Origin of the sequence: Photobacterium phosphoreum (genome assembly GCF_002954725.1) — a bacterium.
In the GTDB taxonomy this organism is placed as follows: Bacteria; Pseudomonadota; Gammaproteobacteria; order Enterobacterales; family Vibrionaceae; genus Photobacterium; species Photobacterium phosphoreum.
The window spans coordinates 953,437-980,391 of the sequence record NZ_MSCQ01000002.1 but is presented as its reverse complement, the minus strand read 5'-3'; the positions used below and the strand labels follow the sequence as shown (position 1 = coordinate 980,391).

Below are 26,955 nucleotides of genomic sequence, written 5' to 3'. Positions count from 1 at the left end.
CTGCCGTAGTCTATTTCACCGGTATCGTCGTTTTCTTCGATCTCACCATAGTGTTTTTGTGTCGGCTTATCTGAGGTAGCATGGGACCTTTTCTTTTTTACCGAAGCAGGAATTATTTCGTTTATTGCTGGGTGATCTTCCAGTCTATTATTGTCAAAGTCGAAGGTCGTTTCGTTATTTCCATCGGCAAAAAAATTACTAAGCTCATCAATAAGCTCTTTATCCATTGGGGGAACATAGGCTTTTTCTTTGATTAATTGGCGAATTTTTTCACCAAGGGAATTCATGGCTTTAGTAATGTTTTTTTTCTCATTTACATCGGGAATACGTTCAGCCGATAACTGATCATGCTTTGGGTTCTCCAACCCTTTTATTTTTGCATTTGATTCTGCTGAGGATGGTTCAACAATGGCGATAAAATTACTATACGTACGATCAAATCTAGTTAACTTGTCTTTAAAATTACATAGGCTGGCAGTGATTAACATACCATTTCTCATTATGTTAACCTGCTTAGGCTGGGTCTCTCCTAGTAGTAGCTTTAACCTAAAAGGGCCTAAGTTTTTGATAGTGAATTCATCACTTGTTGTTAATTCTGATGATAGGCATTCATAAATGTTCTTGGTGCTTTTTAGCTCGTCTTCAGTACCTGTTTCTTTTGCTGCTTTTTTAAATTCTGGCGAGTTTATATGTTGCGGTAGCGTTGCGGCATTGATTTCAATCTCACCATTTCCAATCGAGAACTCTAGATCATTGTGATAAATCGCACTAGTAAAATTATTGATCAATGATATGGCAACTTTGTGCTCCCAGTTACTGTGCTTTGGGAAAAACAAAGCAAAAATACTCGTTCCTGTTTCAGTACGCTGCAGCCATTTAGGAATACTTTCCACATCTTCGATAGCTTGGAATCCACTTTTCCCCCAATAGGAAGCTGCGCCTTTCTGTTCACCGTCATTGCCTTTATGGGAAATTAGTTGTGATTTCCCCTGAAAAAGGAAGACCTGCTTTCCTTTCTCTGCGTAAACTGTTGAGTAAAGAACACTTCTCCCTTCAGACACGGCAAACACTGCATTTTTGCCTATACCATGTGAACCACCAGAATCTTCGTTATCGTCTTTGTTACTAATACCTTTAGATTTTACTAAGCTGTGAAAAGGTGTTCCTTCTTCGCATGGCCCACGCAGCCCTTTGGTATTGAAGTCAGCAATACGTAATACACGAATTGTTTGACGTTCTATTTGACTCTTCAGGTTTTCAAAAAACGGGATTGCTTTTTTATCCTTTTTTTCACAAGCAGTTATGTAACAGCTGTTGACTGTCGTCTCAAATTGCTTGAAAGCTGGAATCTCGTCTTTTTTTACTTCGAATAGATCAAAAGTAATTTTTGCCGGTTTGCTAGATTCCGTATCATGTGCATCTCTGCTATTTTGCCCTATTTCGCGAGCTAAGCCGACTAGCGGTGCATCTAGATAGGTTTCAGTCCCTGCGTCACCAAGCCCTTCACTTTCATTTGCATGATTGGGAGTCGTGTCAAAAATTACTTCACTCATCAATGGGCTCTCCTGTTGTTATCGTTACAGTTTAAAATTAATTTCTTTGTCTTCACTTTGTTCAAATCGTGCTTTCATGTCTTCTACTGCTTTCTTTAATACACCATATATCTTATCTGTGTCTTTTTTTGTATACGAATATGCTTTTGTATTAGATAGATTTGATATCAGCTGAATATCTTTAAGAGCTTTATTTACACGATTTTCCGCAAGCTCTATAAATTTGTCTTTCTTTTTGTTTTCCATGGTAAAGGAAGCCACTTAATTGGTAATAATTTAAATATAAAAGAAATATATAAAAAATATTACCAATATAGAAGCAATTGTGCCAAATAATCACGAAATAACGCCGCAGTGACAAGATTTTTTACTCGAAGATTTAGTAGATAGCGCTAGGATCACTGTTAGTACAGAACTCTCGCAAATCAAAGAGTGGGGCGTAGCATAGGGCGGGTGATGTGATAGGTAACTATAAAATAGCTTGCGCCTTTTATGGATTGGTCGACAAGGCTGAAAGAAATGCTCAACGAGTACACAACTACACTGTCACGCCAAATTTAACGAGGTTATTGCAAAAAATTCACTTCAGATCCAGAGTCGCCGTTTTCTGTATTGAACTTACCAACTAAAAACCCAATTCTGAATTTAAATGGAAACCATTGCCTAAAAATTTAGAACCAGCAATTTGTCGGTATCATCGTTAACTGCCTTTATATAAATGCAAGGTGTTACTTGTTGCTTTTTTAAGTATACCCCAGAGAAACCAGTTCACCTTCCCCCTCAACCCGCATTGCGACATTTAAGAAACCATCTATAATAAACCAATTAAAGAAACCAACTTAAATTGAACCAGTAGGTGATGATAATGCTGATCCGTGTGTATTCTCTTTGCCGATTGAGCTAAATATTGTGATTTTTACAATCATGGTGGAGATCTGTAATTGCTGGCGTTAAATGTGGGTTTAATTTCCACCACTTACATGAAACCATTTCGGATAAAACAACATTACTTTAAATCGTCATAATTGTGTCATTTAATTTTCATTTAATTACAAGAAGATAAGTTAACTTATTTAATGGATATGTAATTAATCATGAAAAAATACATTGCTTTTATTAGTCTGCTACTCAGTTGTACATCAGCGTTCGCTGACTCAAACTTTTCAAAAATTGATACTTATACAATTAAAGCTGATCAGGATTATCTGTCAGCGACACCTGCAAAAAATAAGAATGGGACGATTAATGCCATCATTGAAATTCCAACTGGAAGCAATGAAAAATGGGAAGTGAGTAAAATTGATGGATCAGTGATTAATTGGGAATTTAAAAATGGACAGCCGCGTATTGTTCATTACCTTGGTTATCCTAGTAATTATGGCACAATTCCAAATACGGCCTTGCCCAAATCTTTAGGTGGTGATGGTGATCCATTAGATGTGTTAGTGCTTGGCTCCGCAATTATGCAAGGAAGTATTGTACAGGTTCGCTTAATCGGTGGTTTAAAAATGCTTGATGGCGGTGAGCAAGATGATAAATTAATCGCGGTTCCTGTAACCGAACAATCACCATTTAAGAATATCCATTCTATAAAGGAAATGCAGCAACAGTATCCTGGCGTGTTAACAATCATTGAAACATGGTTCTCTAATTATAAAGGCTCTGATGCAAACGTTGATATTCAAGGGATCTTATCTAAACAAGAAGCATTAGGTGTTCTTGATAAATCTATTAAATATTATACTGAGACTTAGGGTAAACCGTTAATAGTATGATTTTTATATTATTAATTTAAAAGATTATTAAACCACAACACACCTAAAGGTCTTGTTCGTAGTGATCTCATTGATTGGCTTGGGGAACCTATCGCCACTAACGTGCTTGATGCATTTGATAGGCAGCGACGATGGGCTCAAGAGTGGATTTCAATTGTCACTTTCAAAAAAATTTTTACAGCTAATGTTAAATAGTAATGCTCCGTTATTATTTTAATATAATGAGGTAACTATCAAATATGCCAATAAATTTAACTGGTTACCTTTTTTTAATAGAGCCTGTCAATTACTTACAGTATGATGAATCTATGTTGTTTTCAGATTTATCATCATGTCAAAAACCATTGATTTTTATCATCAGAATGCTGAATTTTTAACTGAGCAATACCAGTCACTTACTTTTGAGCAAGTTCACCACAGTTGGCAAGCCCATTGGCCTCTTGCCTCAGAGAGTGATACTCCAAAGGTGCTAGATATTGGTGCGGGAACTGGCCGTGATGCGATGTGGTTTGCGCAGCATCATTGCGATGTATACGCCATTGAACCTGCAACGGCATTACGCGAGTTTGGTAAAAAATACACTCAGCAGTATGTAGATAAAATCACATGGCTGGATGATCAATTACCAGAGCTTAAAAGTATTATTGAGTTAGGTGTTCGGTTTGATTATATTTTGCTCTCGGCGATATGGATGCATATTGCGCCTAATATTCGAGCGCGTTGTTTTCGAAAGTTAGCTAATTTATTAGCAGCGAATGGCAAGCTAGTAATCTCACTTCGATATGGTGATTTTAATGATACTCGCGTGGCCTATCCTGTGAGTGTGGTTGAATTTGAGCAACTAGCGAAAGAACATGCGCTACAGGTGAATACGGTATCACCATTAGATACCGATGAATTAGGTCGTAGTGGTGTGCAGTGGCAAACGGTTGTGATGCAATTACCTGATGATGGAACAGGTGATTTGATAAAAATACGCCAGATTATTGTTAATGATGCTAAATCAGCAACCTATAAATTGGCGTTATTACGTACATTGTTACGCATTGCTGATGCTCATTCTGGGGCTGTACTTGAGCGTAAAAATAATAAAGTAAAATTACCACTTGGATTAGTGGGTTTATATTGGATTCGACAATTTAAACGTCTTATTGATATCGATATTAATGGCTTTGGTATTCAACAGAGTAATGCGAGTAAAAAAGGCTTAGGGTTTGTTAAAGAAGCGGGATGGAATAAATTAAAACATCTTACTGCCGATGATTTAGCGATTGGGGCTGTTTTTCTTGGCGATGAAGCTAAAGCATTACAAACGGCGATTCGTGACACATTAACAACCATTCAAACTGGGCCAGTGACCTTTATTTATCAAGGCTGCAAATCAAATACGTTATTTCAGATGGAACGTCAGACAACACGCTCAACACCATCATTGGTATTAGATCTTGAGACATTAACAAGCTTTGGACATTTTATATTAGATGAAAGTTTGTGGGAATGTTTGCGGCTTTATAGTAGCTGGATTGAACCGTTAGTGGTTAATCAATGGATCGCTGAGATGCGTCGCTATAAATTAAACGAAGAGCGTGGTATTCCGCTACAAACTTATTATGACTGTCTAAAGTGGATCGATGAAAGCCATGATACTCGTGATGTTAGAGGCAAGGTTGCTCATTTACAGCAAGCAGGTTATGAATTAGAAAGTGTTTGGAGTGGCAGACGTTTACAAGCTGATTATCAAGTCGATCATTGTTTACCTTTCGCTTATTGGCCAAATAATGATAAATGGAATTTATTGCCAGCGAGTAAAACTGAAAATAATAAAAAACGTGCCCGCGTACCGACAAAAGCTCGATTGAGCGAATCTCAACCGCGGATTATAAATTGGTGGCAATTAGCATGGCAAACAGAGCAGGAACAAAATCGTTTTTTTGATGAGGCGATATTATCATTACCAAATTTACCGCTGACATGCCGTAATTTTGATGATGTTTTTCAAGCAATGGGATTGCAGATTTATGGCATAAAAAGTCGCTTACTGGTGGGGGAGTGGTAATGAGATTACAAGGTGTAATCCCTTATTGGTATATCTTTTCTTTAAGGTAGATTTATTATTGGAAATAAACCTACTAATGATATTGTTAATAACCAGACTATGTCGTCGATAGATTTATTTGACATGGTTTCTGTGTTGTTTTTTTATTTTTATTTTGTCTTTATTTCGTTGTTTTTTTGTTTTTTGATTTCAAAAAAAAGTGATTTTTTTTATAGTAATATCCTATTTTTAAGTAAAAGCAGACGTATTATGTATAAATGTTTTTGCGAGTAAAATAATGCAATTCATACTTGTTAGACAATAACAAGAGATCTACATCATGAAAAAGAAAACAATAGCATTATTTATTTTAGCATCCCTTTATAGCATGGCGGCTCAGGCTGAAGCTGTAGCACTAGAGTCTATGTCTATAAAGGTGATGGATAAAATGAATGAATTAGCAGAGCTTGCTACCCATTCTGAAAATACCATTCAAATTGGTGATAAAAAATATCTTGAATATAAAGAGAAGCGTTTAGTCGTTAATTTTGATGGCAATATTACATTTAGTTTCTCAGATTTTAATTCGGAATTTTCTACGGTATTTGATTTTATACCGACTGAATGGGACAAGTATTTATATAATGGTGGATTTGATCTTTATCCTGGTAAATCGGATGAATGTAAATTTGAATTACTTCCAGCCATGCGAGGATCTCAAGACAGTGAAGGAAATTACCTTTGGGAGTCTCCTTTAACGACGAAATTAATGACTAGCGGTTGTGTGGATCTTCCTCAAAAAGCATCGATATTTTTTAATATTAATGATGTTAAAAATGATTTATCTGGTGAATTAAATGGTGCTGTGCTTTTTGCTCAGGCTCATATTATTCCAGCAACGACGAACGAACAAGAATCACGTATGCACTTAGTTGGTGCTCGTAAGACGAAAGTTATGTTTAAACCAGAAGTTGCATTTGATGGCGATGCGACAGTAACGGTTATTGCCAAAAATAAAACAGGAAATCAGCTGGGTGAATTAGAGATGCTTCCCCCAAGCCAGTTAGCACCCAATATTTTAGCTATACCTGAAATTAAAGATACGAATATCGATTTTAGTTACGATGTCGATAAGGTTGTTAATGCAAATGCGCCAACGACGGAGGCAATTGCAGCAGCATTAGCTGAGCATGATGTTGTTCTTTTGCATACGAAAGATGGATATTTTAACCGCGTATTTTCTTTAGAACAGAATAACCCTAATTTGGATGGTAAGACATTTGTTTTTAAATCTGATGCTGGGTATCTTTCTCACGTTTCTTATTATAAAGATCGTAGTAAAACAATTGCTAATGGCTCAACAACCGTATTTAAAAATATTAATGGTGCGTGGATCTTAGAAGAAGATTTAATATTCAATAATATTAGTTATGCCGATGGTTATTGGTCTGCTGATTTACCAAAAGAATGGATTAAGCCAGGTTTATCATTAACGTTTGATAATAACGTCGAAAAAGGCACGTTGAATAATATCAAAGTCGGGGCTCCAACAGAACTACTGATCCATACGATAGATGTGGGTATGCTCGTTGAGCCTCGTTAGCAATTTGATTTTCAGAAAGATAAAGAATCACAACGTGAATATTTTGAAACTGTGCCTGTAAGCAAAATGATCGTTAGTGAATATGAGCCATTACATTTAACTGAAGTTATGTTACCAAACGGTACCTTGCTGACTGATATCGATCCTAGTGATGGTGGTTGGCATGCGGGTACGATGCGACAGCGTATTGGTAAAGAATTAATTTCGATTGGTGTTAATAATGCCAATTATGGTATTCATTCAACCGTAGGTACTGGTGAAAACGAACATCCTTACATTGCAGCACAGTTAACGGCCCATAATTCACGTGGTATGTATAACAACGGTGTTCAAGTTCACGGTGGTTCAGGTGGTGGTGGAATAGTAACGCTTGATAGCTCAATTGGTAATGAGTTTAGCCATGAGGTTGGACATAATTATGGGCTAGGTCATTTCCCTGGCGGCGCTGCGGGATCGATCCATCGACCAGCAGATATGCCAAACTCAACGTGGGGTTGGGACTCAACGAATAATGTCTTTATTCCTAACTTTGAGCCCATTAATTCTAATTCTGATATGTGTTATGAGGGAGAATGTGTTCCGGCATTTAATAACATGTTTATGTTTGGTAAAGATGCAATGGCTGGCGGTTGGGCGATGTATGGCGATCAGCGCTTTACTTTACATACTCCATACTCAATGCATATTATTCAGAAGAATTTAGAAAGCAAAGTTGTGTTCGATCAGACCTCTTCTACTGGTTTTAGAAAATGGGATGAGAACAGTCAAACTATGGTTGAATATACTCACCATGTCGATCATATGGAAGTGACTACTGTTGTGCCAAAGGATGCAAATTCTGTCCATATTGCAATGCTATTTAATGATTTCGATAAGGTAGATTTATCGACTTGGAATGGTTATTTTGAACGTAATATGTCGGTACCGTTAGCGTCTGCTTTAAATAAAGGTAAGATATTTACTTTCAATTCAGATTCAGAATTTACTTCATATTTAGAAATAAACGGTGAAGAGATGACCGTCCCTTACCGTAGTCGTTTAACCTTTGTTTCTGATGGTAAAACGTGGATTAAAGATGGTATATTTGAACAGTATAAAACGGCTCGTCCTGAGAAGTTTGGCGTCCCAGTAACGACATTAGTGGGTTACTACGATCCACAAGCTAAGTTGGATAGCTATATTTATCCGGCATTGCATGGTTCATTTGGTTATGTGTATGCTGATGATTCGACAAGTCTTATTACGAATCAATGTGCGTTAGAAGTAGAAACGAGTTCTGGTTCAGTTTTGAAATATTCACTGAAAAATAATCGTCGTGATGCTGATCATATGAATAAGTTTCACGTTAACGTCGCAACGTCAGATAAGCCAATAACCGCTTCTGTTATTTGTGATGAGAAGGTACTTGATACTCAAGTCATTGATGCGCCAAAACTAGAGCCTGTGTATACCGTACAAGGTGGTGACATTGTTGAGCCTGAAGAAGAAAATAAATTTCCAGCATGGGATAGCAAAACCATTTATACAACTGAAACAGTAACTCATAACGGGCTTATTTATCAGTCACAATGGTGGAACCAAGGTAGTGAACCAACACCGACTAATGATGCATGGAAATTGCTTAGTGATGTTCAACTTGGCTGGGATATAAATATTACTTATAGCACTGGTGATACGACAACCCATATGGATGTAACATGGGAAGCCAAATGGTGGACAAAAGGTGATGAGCCGGGTAAGGCTGATGTGTGGGTTAAAGTAAAATAATGAATTATAAAGGTTAAAAAGTGGCCTTTGGCGCACAACTGAGCTGTTAAATTAACAAGCTGAGTGTCTTATACTTGTAATAAGTAAAAGCACTCGGTTTTTTGATGTCTTTAAGTCACTCAATTTTAAATTTATACTGATTTATTTGATATGCATCTAAATTTATAAAAAAATAATGCAGTTAGTCATGCCTGCCCGTTCTTTTTACTTATAACCATCGGTCACTAAAGTTAATATTATTAGATGTTTTAACATAGTGATTAATATGATGACATCTAAAATATCAACGTCGCAGTTAGCCAAAGCAAGGGGGCTTGTTGCGAAGAATTTATTTAATGAACTTGCTGAAGTTGGCTATATTACCCGTGATAATAACGAATGGCTGTTAACGGATATTGGCAAGATTGCGGAAGGTGAATATAAACAATCACCTCAGTTTGGACAGTATATTGTATGGCCTAAAGAATTAGAGATTATTGCAGCACCATCGTTTGATGGGAAAAAATTATCAGCAACCCAAATAAGTGTCCATTTTAAATTATCTTCTCAAAAGATAAATCAAATCCTCGATGAGTTAGGCTGGATCAATAAAGCGGTCAAAGGTTGGAAAGTCAGTCAATCGGGTTCTCGATTAGGTGGCGTTCAAAAAGAAGACTCACGTACTGGCGTCCCCTATGTGATATGGGATGAAACGGTGCTAAAAAATGGCAGCTTACAGCACTCTGTTAATGAAATTACTGGTATTAATGCTGAAGTTAAAAGTACTGATAATTCAGTATCAAACTTTAGACAAAAATTTGAAGCTAAACACCGCGCAGCTGATGGTCATTATGTTCGTTCTAAAGCTGAAATGCTGATTGATAATTGGCTCTATATGGCGGGTATTGTGCATGCTTATGAACGTAAGTTACCGATTGAAGAAGATCTCTATTGTGATTTTTATCTGCCGACGGGTAAAGTTTATATCGAGTTTTGGGGGTTAGAAGATGATCCTAAATATGCTCATCGTAAGAAAATAAAACAAGATCTGTATCTGAAATATGGATTTCATTTAATTGAACTCAATGATAATGATGTGCAGAATCTTGATGATGTGTTGCCTCGAATGTTATTGAAATTTGACATAAAAGCGTATTGATAGCGGTCGTGAAATGGGGGGTTGTGACTTTTTCATTGTTATTTATTGTTGCTCAACAGCCCATTAAAAACTTAATTTATAAGTGATTAATGGGTTGCTGGATGTTGATTATGCGAATATCTGACTGATAAATAAAAACACACTGGTGACCATTGGAATAACACTGTATTTCGTGGCTTGTTTAAGTGTTAATTTGGTCATTTTTGGTGCAAAAATATTTACTAAGATACTGATATTACAAAAAATGAACACACCATAGGTTTTTATATCGATATCGTGATTTTTTAATAACTTTATTTGCGCCAAAATTAATATCACATTGAATGTAATACTCAATAAACGTGCTATCTGAACTTGTGGTGTTTTAAATTCATTTATTGAGTCACTTTCACTGGCTTTGATGAGGTCATTGTCTGGTTGACTCATTAATATTACTTCCTGATATAAAAAGGGATCATTGTTGCTCCACTCATTAATAACAAGTGATATTGAGCAACAGGTTTCTAAATCGATAATATTATGATCGCACAGCAGCGTAGCTTGTGCAATTGTTCACAAAGCGAACTTAACTTGCACTAAATAAGGTTAGCGTTGGTTTCGTTGGTCTTTTTTCTTGGCAAGTTTCTCTGCCCGTCGTGTTGCTCTTTGTTGGGTACTTTCTTCGCCAATATGTTGTTCACCCCGTGAGAGTGCTAATGTTATTTGCTTTTCACGTTCACGAAAGCGTGCCAGTTGTAGTGGCGAGTGTTGACCATGACATTTAGGACAACTAACGCCTTGCTCATATAAATCTGACTGCTTATCTGCAGCGGTAATCGGTAATCGACACGCATTACAAATAGCATAATCGGCTTGTTCTAATTGATGATTAACAGCAACACGACCATCAAAGACATAACAGTCACCTTGCCATAGACTGTCTTGTTGTGGGACTTCTTCGAGGTATTTTAGAATGCCACCTTCAAGGTGATAAACTTCTTCAAAGCCTTGCTGTTTCATATATGCGGTGGATTTTTCACAACGAATACCGCCAGTACAAAACATCGCGACTTTTTTATGTTTGGTCGGATCCATATTGTTTTTAACGTAATCAGGGAATTCTCTGAAAGTATCCGTGTTGGGATTAATGGCACCTTTAAACGTACCTATTTCAATTTCATAATCATTACGGGTATCTACGACTAAAACTTCAGGATCAGCAATCAGATCATTCCATGCTGCGGGTTTAACGTAAGTGCCAACCACATGGCGCGGATCGATACCTTCAATACCAAGGGTTACGATCTCTTTTTTGAGCTTTACTTTAGTACGGTTAAACGGCTGAGAATCGGAAAGTGACTCTTTATGAACAATGCCTTTGAGAGCAGTATCGGCATTTAACCACGTTAATAATGTATCAATTCCTTTACGATCTGCCGCAACGGTACCGTTAATGCCTTCACTTGCCAGTAATAGGGTGCCTCGAATGTGATGCTTTTCCATTAGATCCTGCAAGGGTTGGCGCAACGCAAGATAATGCTTTAGCTCTACAAATTTATACAGAGCGCAAACAACATACTGACTCATGATATTTCCTTGTTTTTATTGGGACTAATAACAAATTTAGTTTATGCAAATCAGTATACCTGAGTAAAACAGTCAAGTATATGTGTGCGTCAGTTTTATAATCCCTACAGGGAATAAGCCTGCTAAATAAAGGGCGGTTATTCGCGGACTGTCAGTGTTGATCTGTGCCGTTGTGGTCGCGTTTTCAAAAACAAAGGATGTTTGCTAAAATAGGTGAGTTGATTTATAGCATTGTCAGCGTAGTCATTAGCTGTTAGTGTCGCATCCCTTATGCATGTGTTACCGCGTGCAACCTTATATTAAACAGCATATCCACACCGACTTTTATCGCGTGGTGATAGTGATATGTTGACGTTTACAGGACATCATTTTGAGTCAGACGGCATTTTCTACCTTAAACCTTCATTCTGATCTATTGAGCAATTTAGACTCACTAGGTTATGAAGCTATGACACCTATTCAAGCTCAGAGTCTTCCGCTTATTATTGATGGCAAGGATGTCATTGCTCAAGGTAAAACAGGATCAGGTAAAACCGCAGCGTTTGGCTTAGGATTATTAAACAACCTGAATGTAAAACGTTTCCGCGTGCAGACATTAGTTTTATGTCCAACCCGTGAACTTGCCGACCAAGTTGCTAAAGAAATTCGTCGTTTAGCACGTGCTATTCACAACATTAAAGTGCTGACTTTGTGTGGTGGTATGCCATTTGGACCTCAAATCGGTTCATTAGAGCATGGCGCACATATTATTGTGGGTACACCGGGTCGTATTGAAGAACACGTTCATAAAGGTTTTTTACGCCTTGATGAATTAAATACGCTAGTGCTTGATGAAGCAGACCGTATGCTAGAAATGGGTTTTCAAGATTCATTAGATGTGATCATTGATGCAGCACCAAGTGATCGTCAAACGTTGCTATTTAGTGCGACTTTCCCTGATCAAATTGCATCTATTGCAAAACGTATCATGAAAAATCCAGTGCAAGTGAAAGTAGAATCTAGCCATGATAACAGCAGTATTTCACAGCATTTTTATAAAGTAAGTGGTAATGAAGCGCGTTTAGATGCTGTACGTTTATTATTGAATCAACACCGTCCTGAGTCGTGTGTGATTTTCTGTAATACTAAACGTGAAGCACAAGAGATGTCTGATGATTTAGAAGACTTTGGCTTTAGTTCTATTGCGCTCCATGGTGATTTAGAACAACGTGAACGTGATCGTACCTTAGTGTTGTTCTCTAACAAGAGTAAATCAATCTTAGTGGCGACTGACGTTGCAGCGCGTGGCTTGGATATCGATAATCTTGATATGGTGATTAACTACCACCTAGCACGTGACACTGAAGTACACGTACACCGTATTGGTCGTACAGGCCGTGCGGGCAGTAAAGGTATTGCTTGTTCATTATTCAGTGATAAAGAGCATTACAAAGTTAAATTACTTGAAGATTACCTTGATCGCGAAATTGAAGGCGAGCCGTTACCGAGTGGCGATTTGTTAGAACAACCGACTTTCCGTCCTGAAATGACCACATTAATGATTGATGGCGGTAAGAAGCAAAAAGTACGCCCAGGCGATATCTTAGGTGCACTAACGGGCGATAATGGTATTGCTGGTGCTGCGGTTGGTAAAATCAATGTATTTGACCATTGTGCGTACGTTGCGGTTAAGCGTGATGTTGCACGTGAAGCATTACAAAAATTAGAAAAAGGCCGTATTAAAGGTCGTAATTTCCGTTCGCGTCAATTGCGCTAACCGAAATATAATCACCTTATAATCGTTCTACTATGCCGATGGTGTGCTTTACAGCGCCCCATCGGCTTTTTTGTCACTGTAATATGGTGATGACCGTATTCAACCAGAGTTTTTTAGTGTTGTATTTGATATCGCTAACAGGGTTATTTTGTAGAATGATTGTAACTTTACAGTGTTAAATGTACCTGTTTCGTATATAAATGAGCATTATTAAGTGAATGATTTAAGGTAATGACATCGTGTTGCTATCTGTCTTATATTTTAACAAGAGTATCCATCTATGCATCAAGAATTGATTGGATTGACGATTGCAGGCCTTGGAGTATTAGGTCTTGGATGTCAATGGCTTGCATGGCGTATGAAATTACCCGCGATTTTATTATTGTTGATTGCAGGCTTAGTTATTGGTCCTGTTGCCGGTATCTTTAATCCGAATATCCTGTTTGGTGATTTATTGTTTCCGCTGATTTCATTAGCTGTAGCGGTGATTTTATTTGAAGGTAGTTTAACGCTTAACTTTGCTGAAATAAAAACGGTGCGGAAAAACGTTAAAAGTATTGTCACTATTGGTGCCATTATTACGTGGATTATTACCAGTGTTGCCACCCATTATTTATTAGATTTTAGCTGGTCATTGGCGTTCTTATTTGGTTCGATGACCGTTGTGACAGGGCCTACGGTGATCGTGCCGTTATTACGCACCGTAAGACCACAAGCAAAACTTGCCAATATTTTGCGCTGGGAAGGGATTCTGATCGATCCGATTGGGGCTATCTTTGTGGTGATCGTGTATGAGTTTATTGTGTCTAGCAGTAAAATGCACAGCTTAGAAGTGTTTGGCTTAATGCTATTAGTAGGGTTAGTGATTGGTGCTGTTGCTGGGTGGCTGATTGCTTATGTGCTACGTAATCACCTTATACCTGAATATTTACAACCCTTTGCAGTGTTAGTCGTTGTACTCGGTGTGTTTGCAGGATCGAATGCACTTGAATCTGAAGCCGGATTATTAGCAGTAACGGTGATGGGGATGTGGCTAGCGAATGCAAAAGATGTCGATATTCGTCATATTCTTCATTTTAAAGAAAACCTGACTATTTTATTAATTTCAGGCTTATTTTTAATTCTAGCATCCCGTATTCAATTGGCTGATTTCCATGCATTAGGGTGGGGAGCTATTACCTTATTTGTGGTTATTCAATTAGTGGCTCGACCTGCTTCTATTTTTATCTCAACGATGTTTAGTCAGTTAGCGTTTAAGGAAAAGTTATTTTTAGCTTGGGTCGCGCCAAGAGGTATTGTGGCCGCGGCAATTTCAGCATTATTTGCGCTTAAATTAATAGATGATGGTGTTGCTGGCGCGCAATTATTAGTTCCGCTGACCTTTATGGTGATTATCGGTACGGTGGTATTACAAAGTTTAAGTGCGCGTCCTATTGCTCGATTATTAGGGGTTGCCGAACCGTCACCGAAAGGCTTTTTAGTGGTTGGTGCGAATGATGTCGCTCGACAAATTGGACTTGCCCTTCAAAAATATGACTGTCGCGTGGTGATGACCGATTCTAACTGGGATTATATTCGTGCAGCACGAATGGCGGGTTTAGAGACTTATTATGGTAATGCGGTTTCTAGTCATGCTGATGAATATTTAGACTTAATTGGGGTTGGGCATTTATTAGCACTTACGCCAGATAAACATTTTAATGCGGTCGTCGCGAATCATTACGAAACTGACTTTGGATCGCGTAATATCTTTCGCTTAAATGGTCGTCGTCATAATAGTGGCTTAGAAAAACATTCTGCGACTCAAGCGCATAGTAGTGCGGTACTTTTTGGCGATGATATTAGCTATAAAGAATTGGCCAGTTTAATTAATCAAGGCGCAGAAATTAAACATACTAAGTTAAGTGATAATTTCACTCTTGATGATTATTATCAGCAATATAAAGGTGTATCACTGATTCCGTTGTTTGGTGTCGATCTCAAGCAAAATATTCATCTATTTACAGAGGCCTCAACCGTAGAAGCCAAAGCGGGGTGGACCATTATCGCGTTAGTGAAAGAAACTGATTAACGGTGATAATCAGTAAATCTTAACTAAAATACAAAAAGCACCGTGATGGTGCTTTTTTATCCCCAATAAGCGCGTGATGAAGTTCACGGTTTGATTAAAAATAACGACAATTAAGCGTTACGTTACCCACTAAAAGCAGTTACAAAAGTTACATAGGGGCTATTTTTGACACTATCTTTTATTTTTGGATAGAAAGTCGCATTGTTTTTTATTTAGCGATGAAGTTTTGGTATTAATATCACATCGAGTGTTGTGAAAAAAAGTGTGATTTTCTTTATTTTATAGATTTATCAATAGATGTTTTATATATTCCTTTTAGAGTGCATTGTTATAATGTGATATTCCTCCATGTAACATCTGATTATTTTGATGTGAATGTTTCTAAATGTAACGAATATGTTTTTTACGTAGTTTTAGTAAAATAATAAACGTGATTTATCTCAATTTTACTTATCTTTTTTACCTTTATTATCCTCCGCAATCACAGAGTACTTGGTCGTATTCTGACAATAAAAATAGCTGTACAAAAAATAATAAGATACAGCACATCATTAAATATCGGGGGATTTTATAATGATCAAGCAACAGATGTTGGCAAACAAAACCTTACTAGCGATTGCCGTGAGCTCGTTAATGTTCACTGTGGGTTGTAATAATGATGATAATATCAATTCAAGCAGTGAAACGAAGCAAAAGCCACAACTTGCTGCTAAGTTTGAAAATATTTTAGATCGCACCGGAACTCCTTTGCATTTAGCCGAGGTGGGGGCGGGTAATCATATGGCTTATACGCCATTGCACGATGATGGTGCGTGGCATGGGCATTTATTACCGGATCTAAAAGCGTATCCTGAGAATAAAGGCGGTTTTGGTGTAACGGCAATCGCTGAAGAATATAACACTTCGGTTGCAGAGTACTTTGATAAGCTTTCGATTTTAAAAGATGGTCAACCTGTTAATTTTACAGCCAACGCATACAGTATTCCTGGCGCTTTAATTCAAACCATGACCGCTGACGGTATTACAGTAGAAATGAAGTTACAGTTTGTTTCTTCACGTTCTTCGATTGTTGAAACCATGATTAGCAATGATACTGGTGCTGATATAGCGCTAGTTTGGAATGGTAAACTGGTTGACGGCTATTATGCTAAAGATGGAGTTGCAAATCCTGAAACCGTTGCTGAAAAGCTGCCGAATTTAACGCGTGATATGACCGCTGATAATAACGGTAATATTGAGCTTCAATTTGGTGCAGAGCGTGATTCATGGTGGGTACGTACTCGTGGCGATTCGGCATTTAATATTCAGCGTAGCATCACCACTGAGACCCATGTCAATGGCTTAGAATATCAATCAGTCGCTAATATCGGTACTGTTGCGGCTAAAACTATTTATACCGTATTTACTCACACGCTAACCGCTAATGAATGGCAACAAGAGCAGCCAATTGTTAAAGATATTTTGGCTAATCCAATCCATTATATCAACGCGAGCACAACCCGTTGGGAAAATTACCTAACGAATGGCCTCGTTAATAAAAATGCAACCCCAGCACAAGAGCGTGTTGCCGTAAAAGCGATGGAAACCCTAACTGGTAACTGGCGTAGCCCCGCTGGTATGGTGAGTTATGATACGGTGACACCATCGGTAACTGCACGTTGGTTCTCGGGTAACTTAACCTGGCCGTGGGATACATGGAAACAAGCGTATGCAATGGCGCATTTTAACCCTGATTTAGCGATGGCAAATATTCGCACTGTATTTGAGCATCAAGTTAAAGCTGATGACGTGTTACGTCCATACGATAAGGGTTATTTGCTTGATGTGGTTGGCATGAATATGTCTGAGCAGCGTGGTAATGCACTGGGTTCAACAGAATTTAATGATGCTCAAACATGGAATGAGCGTAATACCAAACCATCATTGGCGTCGTGGGCAGTGTGGGAAGTTTACACAACCCTCAAAGATAAATATAACCGCGCCGATGAAGCACAAGCTTGGCTACAAGAAATGTATCCTCAGCTGGTGGAATATCATAATTGGTGGTTAACAGCACGTGATACTAACCAAAATGGTATCCCTGAGTACGGCGCAGCAGTTGATCCGGAACATACTAAAGATGGCCTGCTTATTTATAAGTACAAGCTAGAAGGTGATACCGAATGGCAAGTTGATTATGGGATTGATAAATACAATGCGTTATTAGAATCTGGTAATTATGTTGATATCAGTAGTCCTGCACAAACCGCAGCATCGTGGGAATCAGGACGTGATGACGCCGCTGTCTTTGGCTTTATTGATACCATTGCTGATGCACAAGGTGTAATAGATCTTACTTCTGAGCAAGCAAAAGTAATTGATCAGCTTGGGCGCTATGCAAATGAAAAATATCAGTTTAATAATAAAGTAACAATTACCAAGAACAGTAAAGGCGAGTCAGTTGTAAAATATACTGATGAAAGTCTTATTAATAATGAGTTACTGAATAAGGCTAAGAAAGACTGGCAGGTCAAATTTAGTGAGAACAAAGATGCTTCTGGTGAGGTTATTGGTTACTCACTGATGCAAGAATCTGTTGACCAAGCATCATATTGGTATAGCGATAATACATATTTAGCACAAATAGCGACGGTCTTGGGCTACAACGCACAAGCGGCTGATTTTACCGCTAAGGCTGCTGAAACTAAAGATTATATCAACCAATGTATGTTTGATCGCGAGACTGGTTTCTACTACGACATTAATATCGATGCCAATCAAGCGCGCTCATTAAATAATGGCTGTGCAGGTAATCCGATTGTTGAGCGTGGTATGGGCGCTGAAGGGTGGTCGCCACTGTTTAATGGCGCGGCTAATCGTATTACTGCAGCGGCAGTGGTTAAGAATATGATGGACCCGAGCAAATTTAATACCACAGTACCGTTAGGAACAGCTGCAGCTGATAACCCAGCTTATGGTGCTGATATCTATTGGCGTGGCCGGGTGTGGGTTGATCAATTCTACTTCGGTGTTAAAGGGATGGCGAATTACGGTTATACCGAGCAAGCTAATGAGATGGTTAATAAATTATTTAAAAATGCCGAAGGTTTAACCCTTGATCGTCCAATCCAAGAGAACTACAACCCAGAAACAGGGGCAGTACAAGGTGCCAATAACTTCTCTTGGAGTTCAGCACATTTATACATGCTTTATAATGACTTTCTAAAATAGTTTTGAAACGATAGATTATTGAGTCTATCGTTTATAACGCTGTTAGCGGGTACTTTTCCCCTTGTACCCGTTTAAAATCACGCCAATGCAAATCTACTTGTTCTATTGAATGTGTAGCCTTGTATTGGCGTTTTTTTAGTCAATTAAATCTTGCGCTTTTAATTGGGCTAAGATCATTAATGTGGCACTTGAGCTAATGTCAGTATCACTACTAGTAAGCCATCGAATTTCTTCAATTTCAGATGCAGGTAATAAATCACCATTATATTCTGCATAGTAACAGGTCATTTTAACCATTGTTCCAGCCGCTTTGCCATGGGCTTGAGCCTGAAAGCTGCCCGCATAGCACAGTGATGTAGGAATAAGATCAACCGATAGCTCTTCTTGTATTTCACGGACTAAGGCTTGAGTGTCTGTTTCGCCAGCATCTCGTTTACCCCCTGGAATATAATAAGCGGTTTTTCCATATGAGCGTGCGCCGAGCAGTTTTCGTTGTTCAATATGAAGCCAAGCAAGTTTATCAATAGATTGAGGTGTATTCACAGTAGTCTCCTTTACTGTCAATAGTGTAACAGTTTCAGCAAAGATAAAAAAAGTGACTATCATTATTTCAATCTATGTTTGCATTTGTGTTGCGGGTCAATTTATATAGATCCATGTCTATTGAATATGTTCATAGGCATAATCATCAGCCCTTATAGGTCATTGATGGTTAAAGTTTACTTTATCTTTAACTAAGGAATACGGTGTAATGAAATTCCGCTTAACGAGTACTTCTTATATATTATTAGTTGCTGTATTTTTTGCAGCAATTCAAAACATCGCTTTGTGGAAGCATTTAAGTGAATTGTTTGCTGAAAATACCACCAATAATGGTATTTTTATTGCTACGATCCCATTATTTATTATCGCCGCACTTAATATTATTTTTAATTTACTGCTTTGGCCATGGCTACAGCGGCCATTAGTTGCGATTCTGATCTTTATCTCAAGTTTAGTTACCTATGCGATGTATAGCTATGGGGTCTATTTTGACTACGGGATGATTGTAAATGTATTTGAAACTAACCCAGCAGAAGCAGGAAGTTATTTCTCTATTGCAGGTATGGTGTGGATAGTTGCCATTGCGATTATTCCGATCACCCTATTGTGGCGGATCAAGGTTGTTTATCGCTCTGTGGTAAGAGAGTTAATTGCGCGCAGCGTGAGTATTTTAATCTCCGTACTGGTTATTGTGGTGATTGCCGCTGGTTATTATAAAGATTACGCCTCATTGGTGCGCAATCACTCAGAAATTAAAGCACTAATTAATCCTACTAATTATATTTCAGCTTCTTTCCGCTACGCAAAATATCAATTAATTGAAGCGAATATGTCATTTACCAAGCTAGGAATAGACGCTAAAGATGTCCATAAAGGCGATAAGTATAATGTGGTAGTCATGGTAGTTGGGGAAGCGTCACGTTCTATGAACTATTCGTTAAATGGTTATGATCGTGATACCAATCCTGAATTAGCAAAACGGAATGTGATTAGTTTTTTAAATGTTAAGTCATGCGGAACCGCCACTGCTGTTTCGTTACCGTGTATGTTTTCAGTAATGACCAAAGCGAACTATGACGCTATAACTGCTCGTCATCAAGATACCGCTGTGGATATTTTGCAGCGAGCAGGTATCGATGTTTCTTGGAAAGATAATGACAGTGGTTGTAAAGGGGTCTGCGATAGGGTGAAGCATATTGTCATTAACGCTGATGTGGATCCTAAACTGTGTCACGATGGTACCTGTTACGATGCGGTGTTGCTTAAAAACTTACAGGCTCAAATTGATGATGCGAAGCAAGATACATTTATTGTACTGCATATTATCGGTAGCCATGGTCCGACTTATAACGATCGTTACCCCGCGAAATTTAAGGTGTTTAAGCCAACCTGTAATACCAGTAATTTACAAGAATGTAGTCGTGAGCAGGTAACTAACACGTATGACAATACCATTTTATACACCGATCATATTTTAAGTAGTGTGATTGATATGCTTAAAAGTGATGATCATAAGGCGAATACAGCGATGATTTATATGGCTGATCATGGTGAATCACTGGGTGAAGATGGGGTCTATTTGCATGGATTACCGTATTCAATTGCCCCAAAAGAGCAAACAACCGTACCATTGATTTTATGGCTATCGCCTGCTTATCAGCACAGCCAACATATAAACCGCCAATGTTTACAGCGTGAAGCTGTTGCTGGTGGTTATTCACAAGATAATTTATTTCATTCTTTATTGGGGATGATGGACGTTAAAACCAAGGTTTATGATCCTAAATTAGATATATTTGCTCAGTGTCGACAGTAAGATTATAAGGTTATAAAAAATAAAAGAGGGCTTTTAATGGTATAAGTCCTCTTTTACTTTTATTTCATTGCCTAAAAGGTATGATCTAATCATAAACTAACTAACTAACTAACTAACTAATTAATTAAAATCATACAGAGAGAAAACCATGAAACCTGGTGCCACGGGCTTAAAACGCATTATTAATGCCACTGGATATTCGCTGCAAGGGCTAAAAGCAGCATGGATTAATGAAGCTGCTTTTCGTCAAGAAAGCATTTTATTAGTTGTGATGACAATTGTTTCATTTTTTATGCCAGTGACAAAAGTTGAGCGATTAATGATGATTGGATCATTATTTATTGTTGTTATTGTTGAGTTGATTAATTCAGCTATTGAAGCGGTGGTTGATCGTATCGGGCCTGAGCACCATGAATTGAGTGGTCGTGCTAAAGATATTGGCTCTGCTGCGGTATTTGTTGCGCTGGCTTTAGTGGTGATCACTTGGGGCAGTATCTTATTTTTGTAATAATGATTATCGCAATGTAAGACGTTGTTAATTAACGCCAGTATTTTTAGTGATGAAAATACTGGCGTTTTTTAGTGCCGCTAACAAATAGTAAGTTTTGTTATCATACGGTAATTATAGTTTCTGGGTTGCCCAAAGGTGCAATAAATCCGTTGCAATCGTCGCCGCTGCAAGCGCAGTAATATCGGCATGATCATAAGCGGGTGCAACTTCAACCACATCCATACCAATAAGATTAATGCCTTGTAAGCCTCGAATGATTTTGAGTGCTTTATCTGAGGTGATACCACCACAAACAGGCGTCCCTGTACCCGGCGCGTAAGCAGGGTCTAAACAATCGATATCAAATGTTAAGTAAACCGGCATATCACCGACCGTCGCTTTAATGTTTTCAACAATCTGTGCCACACTCCAATCATTCGCTGTGTCGGCAGAGATAACATTAAAACCTAATTTATCGCTATGTTCAGTACGAATACCAATTTGTACTGAATGCGTCGGGTCAATTAAACCTTCTTTCGGCGCATGATAGAACATTGTACCGTGATCAAATTTACTGCCTTGATCGTAAGTGTCAGTATGAGCATCAAAGTGAATGAGTGCCATTTTACCGAATTTTTTTGCATGGGCGCGTAATAACGGTAGCGTAACGAAGTGATCACCACCAAAAGTAAGCAGAGTTTTCCCTTGTTCTAATAAACCTGTTGCATGCGCTTCTAAGCGTTCACACATTTGACCCGCATCACCACAATCAAACACTAAATCACCACAATCAGCGATTTTGATTGATTTTAAAAGGCTAAAATCCCACGGCCAACGTTTACCTTCCCACGCAAGATTGGTTGAGATTTGGCGAATAGCCCCAGGACCCATACGACTGCCTGAACGGCCCGTCGTTGCCATATCAAATGGCACCCCAGTAATAATAACATCAGCGTCTGACTCCATTGGTGAGAAGTTTAACGGTTGACGTAAAAAGCCAAAGGCATTGGCGTATAAAGAATAATCTGGGTAATTAGCTAGTGTTGTCATGGGGTTCTCCAACAACAATATTGTAGGGCAAAGGCCCACTAAAAGTCCTATCACTGCTTTTATGGTAGTGATAGGAAGTTCTAAAATAGGGAGACTAATTTATTAGTCTTAAATTGCGCGAACATCTTCTAGGTAGGTATACCCTTCAAGCCCATCAGCTAGTTCTTTGAGAATACTCTCACGTTCATTTTCTGCAAGGTGTTGCTCTGCCATTAACTGATATTGATGTAAAAATTCATTGGAATCTAAGTGTACATAACGCAACACATCACCCACGTTATCCCCACGATCAATATTTTCGATGTGATAACCGCCGTCAGCAGTACAGCGCACAACCGCGGTATCGGTATCACCAAATAAATTATGCATATCGCCTAAAATTTCTTGGTAAGCACCGACCATAAAGAAACCGATACGGTACGGTTGCTCATCACTCCACATCGGAACGGGCAGCGTGCTTTCTATGCCTTGATTCTCAACATATTGATCAATAGCACCATCTGAATCACAGGTGATATCTAAAATAATAGCGCGACGCTCAGGGGCTTTATCTAAATTGCTCAATGGCAGAATAGGGAACACCTGATCAATACCCCATGCATCGGGTAATGACTGAAACAATGAAAAATTGACAAAAAACTTATCAGCCAGACGTTCGTGCAACTCATCTAATAACGGGCGGTGAGCGCGATTTTTAGTTGATAATTTTGTTTCTAGTTCATGGCATAATCGTAAGCTGACTTGTTCTGCCCATGCTCTATCAATAAAGCTGATCATCCCAACCGCAAATAAGGCGTGAACTTCGGCTAAATCACTTTGGTTATCGTGGTAAAGCTCAACCAATGACCGATGATCGGTATGTTCAGTTAGCTCTTTCCAAGAACGCCACATGTTATGCAAAATATTCGGTGCATTCTCAGCGGGTGCAGTGATAGTTTCTACTTTATAACTTTCCACGCCCACAACATCCGTAATTAATACAGCGTGATGAGCGGTTAAGTTACGGCCTGATTCTGAAATAATGCGCGGCATAGGCATTGAGTATTCTTTACAAATATCACCTAAAACATAAACCACATTATTGGCATATTCATTGATGCTGTAGTTCATAGAACAGCTGCTTTGGCTACGTGTGCCTTCGTAATCAACCGCTAAACCGCCACCCACATCAACAGTAGTAATGCCTGCACCCAGTTTTTTAAGTTCAGCATAAACACGGCCGGCTTCACCAACACCATTACGTACATCACGAATATTGGCAATTTGTGAGCCTAAGTGAAAATGCAATAACTGTAAGCAATCAAGCATGTCACGCTGACGTAATTCTTCGACTACCGTTAGCACTTGTGAGGCAGATAAACCAAATTTAGATTTTTCACCGCCACTGGCTTGCCATTTACCCTTACCCTGAGAGGCGAGGCGAGCGCGTAATCCTAAGCGTGGTGTCACGCCAAGTTCAGCCGCTTCTTGTAAGATGATTTTTAGCTCAGAGAGTTTTTCCAGCACGATATACACTTCGTGACCCAATTTTTCACCAATTAATGCTAGGCGAATATATTCTCTATCTTTATAACCGTTACAGACAATCACTGAGCTTGCTTCTTGTGCCATGGCAAGCACAGCCATCAGTTCGGGTTTACTGCCAGCTTCTAAGCCTAATTGACGTTGTTGCTTAGCATATTGGCTTTTTAATATCTCACTAACCACTTCTTGTTGCTGGTTAACTTTGATTGGGTAGACCGCGAGATAATCACCTTGGTAACCGTAATTTTCGATAGCATGGTTAAACACACTGCATAAGCTATCAACACGGTGGTGAAGAATATCAGGAAAGCGTACCAATACTGGCAATGATGCCCCTGCAGCAATCAATTCATCGGCAAGTTGGGATAATCCAACGGTATTGGTCGGGTTATTGACATCGGGACGGGCAACAACTGAACCGTCTTGCGCTATATCAAAATAGCCTTGACCCCAGTAAGGTGTATTATAAACGTCACGGGCATTATTAATTGTCCAATCACTCATTGTTTAATCTCTTCCTGAGCGAAAATACTCCAGCCTGTAAAATACAGATGCATAACATCCCTGCGCGGCTGCAGTAAATATCGAAAATAGTATGGCGACTGACGCGATAATGGTCAGAATAAAAGTACGTGTTATTGAAATCTAGTTGTGCCGCTGTCGGCGTTATAGCATTTTCAATTACAAGCTACTGGGACTACCTGAACTGGCATCATCATTACAAGTCATGAACAAACGTAGTGTTCTTCTTGGTAGGTGAGGTTTGGCTTTAGTTGCTGCGTTGTCGCATACTTTATTGAGGCTAAAAAAAGCCCTCGAGTATAATGCGGCGAGAGTTTTCATTGTCATTACCCTTAAAGGTAGTGCTATTACAACAAGCACAGTATGACAGGGAATAAGAATGCCCGATGCAATCTCAGTCTACACCTCAAACCAATAATTGGGTGCGCTGCGATTAGACAATTGAATTGTTTTTAGCGCAAACAAAAAAGATTTGTCGTTATGATTAAATATAATTGTTACGATTAAAGATAAGGATAAACATTAACAGAGTAAGCATTATAACTGCGTATCTAGTAATAATGATATTTAACTAATTAGCCACTAAATGATTAAAATAACAAATGTAAAAATAAGATTTGTTATTGAAAAAGCAAACAAAGTAAGAAATGGTTAATTATAATACGTAGGTATAAATAATGTATTTGAGCTATTTAATGTAGTTGTAAATATGAAATTATTAATTTAGGAACGTATTAGTTCTTATTGTGAGGAGTAGTCTGTGGCAGGTGCAAGTTTATTAACATTGCTTGATGATATAGCAACCGTACTTGATGATGTTGCATTAATGACCAAAGTGGCAGCACGTAAAACTGCAGGTGTATTGGGTGATGATTTAGCACTAAATGCTCAACAAGTATCGGGAGTACGTGCAGAACGTGAATTACCGGTGGTATGGGGAGTAGCCAAAGGCTCTTTTAAAAATAAATTAATATTAGTGCCTGCGGCATTATTAATCAGTGCTGTTGCACCATGGTTAATTATGCCGATGTTATTACTGGGTGGTTTATTTCTCTGTTTTGAAGGCGTAGAAAAAATTGCTGAAAAATTATTTCATCATGATGTTGATGCTCAACACGAGACTGAACAGCGATTAACTGAAGAGGTTGATTTAGTCGCCTATGAACGTGAAAAAATAAAAGGGGCAGTAAGAACCGACTTTGTTTTATCGGCTGAAATTATTGTGATTGCGTTAGGTACCGTACAAAACCACCCATTTTTAACCCAAGCGATTGTGGTAAGTTTAATTGCGATTGTCATGACTGCAGGGGTTTATGGCGTTGTTGCTGGTATTGTTAAACTTGATGATGCGGGCTTATATCTTGTCAATCATAGTAAAGGTGCCGGTTTAAAACGCAGTTTTGGATCATTATTGGTCAATGTTGCACCTTATTTAATGAAAACATTAGCAGTGGTTGGCACTATCGCGATGTTTTTAGTCGGGGGCGGTATTGTGGTACACAGCATCCCACCGTTGCATGGTGTGGTTGAACATGCCGCACAGTTAGTTTCTTTTCCTGGTGCTCATTCTATTGTGCCACCGTTATTGAATGGCATTGTCGGTATCGTTGCAGGAATAGCGGTGCTGGTAGTTATTACATTAATTAATAAAATACGCGGTAAGTCAGCACACTAATATTTATTATTAAAGTAAGTATAAAAATGAAAATGCCTACCATGCACTCGTAATAAGTGTATGGCGGGCATTTTTTATTTATTGATAATTAATCATTATTACCAAGTATATTTAATACCCATGCGGTAACGGGTTTGACGGTTATCCGTGTAACGACTTTGGCTAACATTACCGACCTCGACGAATGGACGCCACATTGTGCCTTCAGCTGTTTTGTAGGTGTACATTAAACGGAAGTTATGCAGGTAGTTAGTATCTTTATTATCGAATTGTGGCAGTGCATTACCTTCCATTTCTTTCCAAATTTGGAATTCATATTGGTAGTCCCAATTATTGGTGTTGTAGCCTAACCAGAAATCGACTTCTTGAATTTTAGATACATAGTTTTCTTTATTGATATTTTGCTGATTGTAGTCCCAGAATTTCCACTTATAACGACCTTGTAAACGAATGCCGTTATCAAAACGGTAGTTTAAACGCGCGTAAGGTACATACACGAGTCCATCAGGCGTGAAATCAAGCGAAAGACCACCAATACCCATGATATTGTCAGTCAATTTCTTATAGTAAAATGCGGCGAATTCAGAACCATTCATTGTCATGCCATCAAACATGGTATTTTGCTGGTCATTGTTATAACGCGCGTCTAATTCAAAACCAATATTCTTACCAGTATCTAAAAACGCTTTAATACGATCGCCATGGCGGTTGGTGCCGTCGCGGTATTCATGACGATATTCAATCGTCGTTTTGTAATCATTGGCATAGCTAAAACTTGTTGCAGAAAAAAGGGTGGTCGCAAGGATTACTTTAGTAATAGTGTTCATTGATTGTCCTTAATTATAATGAGTTTTTTGCACT

At 38.5% G+C, this 26,955-nt stretch carries 18 protein-coding genes and 1 pseudogene; 11 read left to right on the top strand and 8 right to left on the bottom strand.

The features are described from left to right. On the bottom strand, positions 1-1,553 hold a 1,553-nt coding region (locus BTO21_RS16285; protein WP_170064526.1), incomplete at its 3' end, for a hypothetical protein. A gap of 24 nt (positions 1,554-1,577) precedes the next feature. Next, on the bottom strand, positions 1,578-1,799 hold the full coding sequence (locus BTO21_RS16280) for a hypothetical protein (protein WP_105026912.1): 222 nt from the start codon (positions 1,797-1,799) through the stop codon (positions 1,578-1,580). Positions 1,800-2,647: 848 nt separating this feature from the next. Between BTO21_RS16280 and BTO21_RS16275 the strand changes: the two genes are divergently transcribed. From BTO21_RS16275 to BTO21_RS16255, 5 genes and pseudogenes are all read left to right on the top strand, one after another. Beyond that, positions 2,648-3,307, top strand: a complete 660-nt coding sequence (locus BTO21_RS16275; RefSeq protein WP_045028211.1) for an inorganic diphosphatase — start codon at positions 2,648-2,650, stop codon at positions 3,305-3,307. A gap of 352 nt (positions 3,308-3,659) precedes the next feature. Then, on the top strand, positions 3,660-5,384 hold the full coding sequence (locus BTO21_RS16270; RefSeq protein WP_045028213.1) for a class I SAM-dependent methyltransferase: 1,725 nt from the start codon (positions 3,660-3,662) through the stop codon (positions 5,382-5,384). A gap of 319 nt (positions 5,385-5,703) precedes the next feature. After that, positions 5,704-7,668: pseudogene (locus BTO21_RS20385) on the top strand (M66 family metalloprotease); the annotation flags it as partial. Further along, positions 7,645-8,733 carry a TagA domain-containing protein gene (locus BTO21_RS20285; RefSeq protein ID WP_338091010.1) on the top strand — a complete coding sequence of 363 codons (1,089 nt, stop codon included), beginning with the start codon at positions 7,645-7,647 and terminating at the stop codon, positions 8,731-8,733. The pseudogene BTO21_RS20385 and the gene BTO21_RS20285, both read left to right, overlap by 24 nt. A 268-nt stretch (positions 8,734-9,001) precedes the next feature. Further along, positions 9,002-9,871, top strand: a complete 870-nt coding sequence (locus BTO21_RS16255; RefSeq protein ID WP_105026961.1) for a glycerol kinase — start codon at positions 9,002-9,004, stop codon at positions 9,869-9,871. A gap of 108 nt (positions 9,872-9,979) precedes the next feature. On the opposite strand, the gene BTO21_RS16250 is transcribed toward BTO21_RS16255, so the two are convergent. Further along, entirely contained in the window at positions 9,980-10,297 is a 318-nt protein-coding gene (locus BTO21_RS16250; RefSeq protein WP_045028217.1) for a hypothetical protein, read from the bottom strand. A gap of 159 nt (positions 10,298-10,456) precedes the next feature. Next, on the bottom strand, positions 10,457-11,437 hold the full coding sequence (gene trhO / locus BTO21_RS16245; protein WP_045028219.1) for an oxygen-dependent tRNA uridine(34) hydroxylase TrhO: 981 nt from the start codon (positions 11,435-11,437) through the stop codon (positions 10,457-10,459). 370 nt (positions 11,438-11,807) lie between these two features. Here trhO and dbpA point away from each other — a divergent pair, with 370 nt between their 5' ends. The 3 genes from dbpA to ygjK all read left to right on the top strand — a co-directional run bounded on the left by dbpA (position 11,808) and on the right by ygjK (position 18,474). Continuing rightward, positions 11,808-13,193 carry an ATP-dependent RNA helicase DbpA gene (dbpA, locus tag BTO21_RS16240; RefSeq protein WP_045028222.1) on the top strand — a complete coding sequence of 462 codons (1,386 nt, stop codon included), beginning with the start codon at positions 11,808-11,810 and terminating at the stop codon, positions 13,191-13,193. A gap of 280 nt (positions 13,194-13,473) precedes the next feature. After that, the gene (locus tag BTO21_RS16235) at positions 13,474-15,264 is read left to right on the top strand and encodes a cation:proton antiporter (RefSeq protein WP_045028224.1); all 1,791 of its coding nucleotides are present in this window, start codon (positions 13,474-13,476) and stop codon (positions 15,262-15,264) included. A 573-nt stretch (positions 15,265-15,837) separates the two neighbouring features. Beyond that, positions 15,838-18,474, top strand: a complete 2,637-nt coding sequence (gene ygjK, locus BTO21_RS16230; protein WP_082056811.1) for an alpha-glucosidase — start codon at positions 15,838-15,840, stop codon at positions 18,472-18,474. Positions 18,475-18,609: 135 nt separating this feature from the next. Here the strand turns inward: ygjK and BTO21_RS16225 are convergent, their stop codons facing one another. Continuing rightward, entirely contained in the window at positions 18,610-19,017 is a 408-nt protein-coding gene (locus tag BTO21_RS16225) for an NUDIX hydrolase (RefSeq protein WP_045028226.1), read from the bottom strand. Between the two features lie 208 nt (positions 19,018-19,225). Here BTO21_RS16225 and eptA point away from each other — a divergent pair, with 208 nt between their 5' ends. Together eptA and BTO21_RS16215 are read left to right on the top strand one after the other, a co-directional pair. Continuing rightward, positions 19,226-20,833, top strand: a complete 1,608-nt coding sequence (gene eptA, locus BTO21_RS16220) for a phosphoethanolamine transferase EptA (protein WP_045028228.1) — start codon at positions 19,226-19,228, stop codon at positions 20,831-20,833. A gap of 148 nt (positions 20,834-20,981) precedes the next feature. Next, positions 20,982-21,341: a diacylglycerol kinase gene (locus BTO21_RS16215; protein WP_045028231.1), complete on the top strand. Its 360-nt coding sequence runs from the start codon at positions 20,982-20,984 to the stop codon at positions 21,339-21,341. Between the two features lie 114 nt (positions 21,342-21,455). On the opposite strand, the gene speB is transcribed toward BTO21_RS16215, so the two are convergent. Beyond that, positions 21,456-22,373: an agmatinase gene (gene speB, locus BTO21_RS16210; RefSeq protein ID WP_045028233.1), complete on the bottom strand. Its 918-nt coding sequence runs from the start codon at positions 22,371-22,373 to the stop codon at positions 21,456-21,458. A 108-nt stretch (positions 22,374-22,481) separates the two neighbouring features. Continuing rightward, the gene (gene speA, locus BTO21_RS16205) at positions 22,482-24,401 is read right to left on the bottom strand and encodes a biosynthetic arginine decarboxylase (protein WP_045028235.1); all 1,920 of its coding nucleotides are present in this window, start codon (positions 24,399-24,401) and stop codon (positions 22,482-22,484) included. Between the two features lie 778 nt (positions 24,402-25,179). Between speA and BTO21_RS16200 the strand changes: the two genes are divergently transcribed. Next, the gene (locus tag BTO21_RS16200) at positions 25,180-26,094 is read left to right on the top strand and encodes a DUF808 domain-containing protein (RefSeq protein ID WP_045028237.1); all 915 of its coding nucleotides are present in this window, start codon (positions 25,180-25,182) and stop codon (positions 26,092-26,094) included. Positions 26,095-26,192: 98 nt separating this feature from the next. Here BTO21_RS16200 and BTO21_RS16195 read toward each other — a convergent pair whose 3' ends face one another. Beyond that, positions 26,193-26,921: an oligogalacturonate-specific porin KdgM family protein gene (locus tag BTO21_RS16195; RefSeq protein WP_045028238.1), complete on the bottom strand. Its 729-nt coding sequence runs from the start codon at positions 26,919-26,921 to the stop codon at positions 26,193-26,195. Between the last annotated feature and the right edge of the window lie 34 nt (positions 26,922-26,955).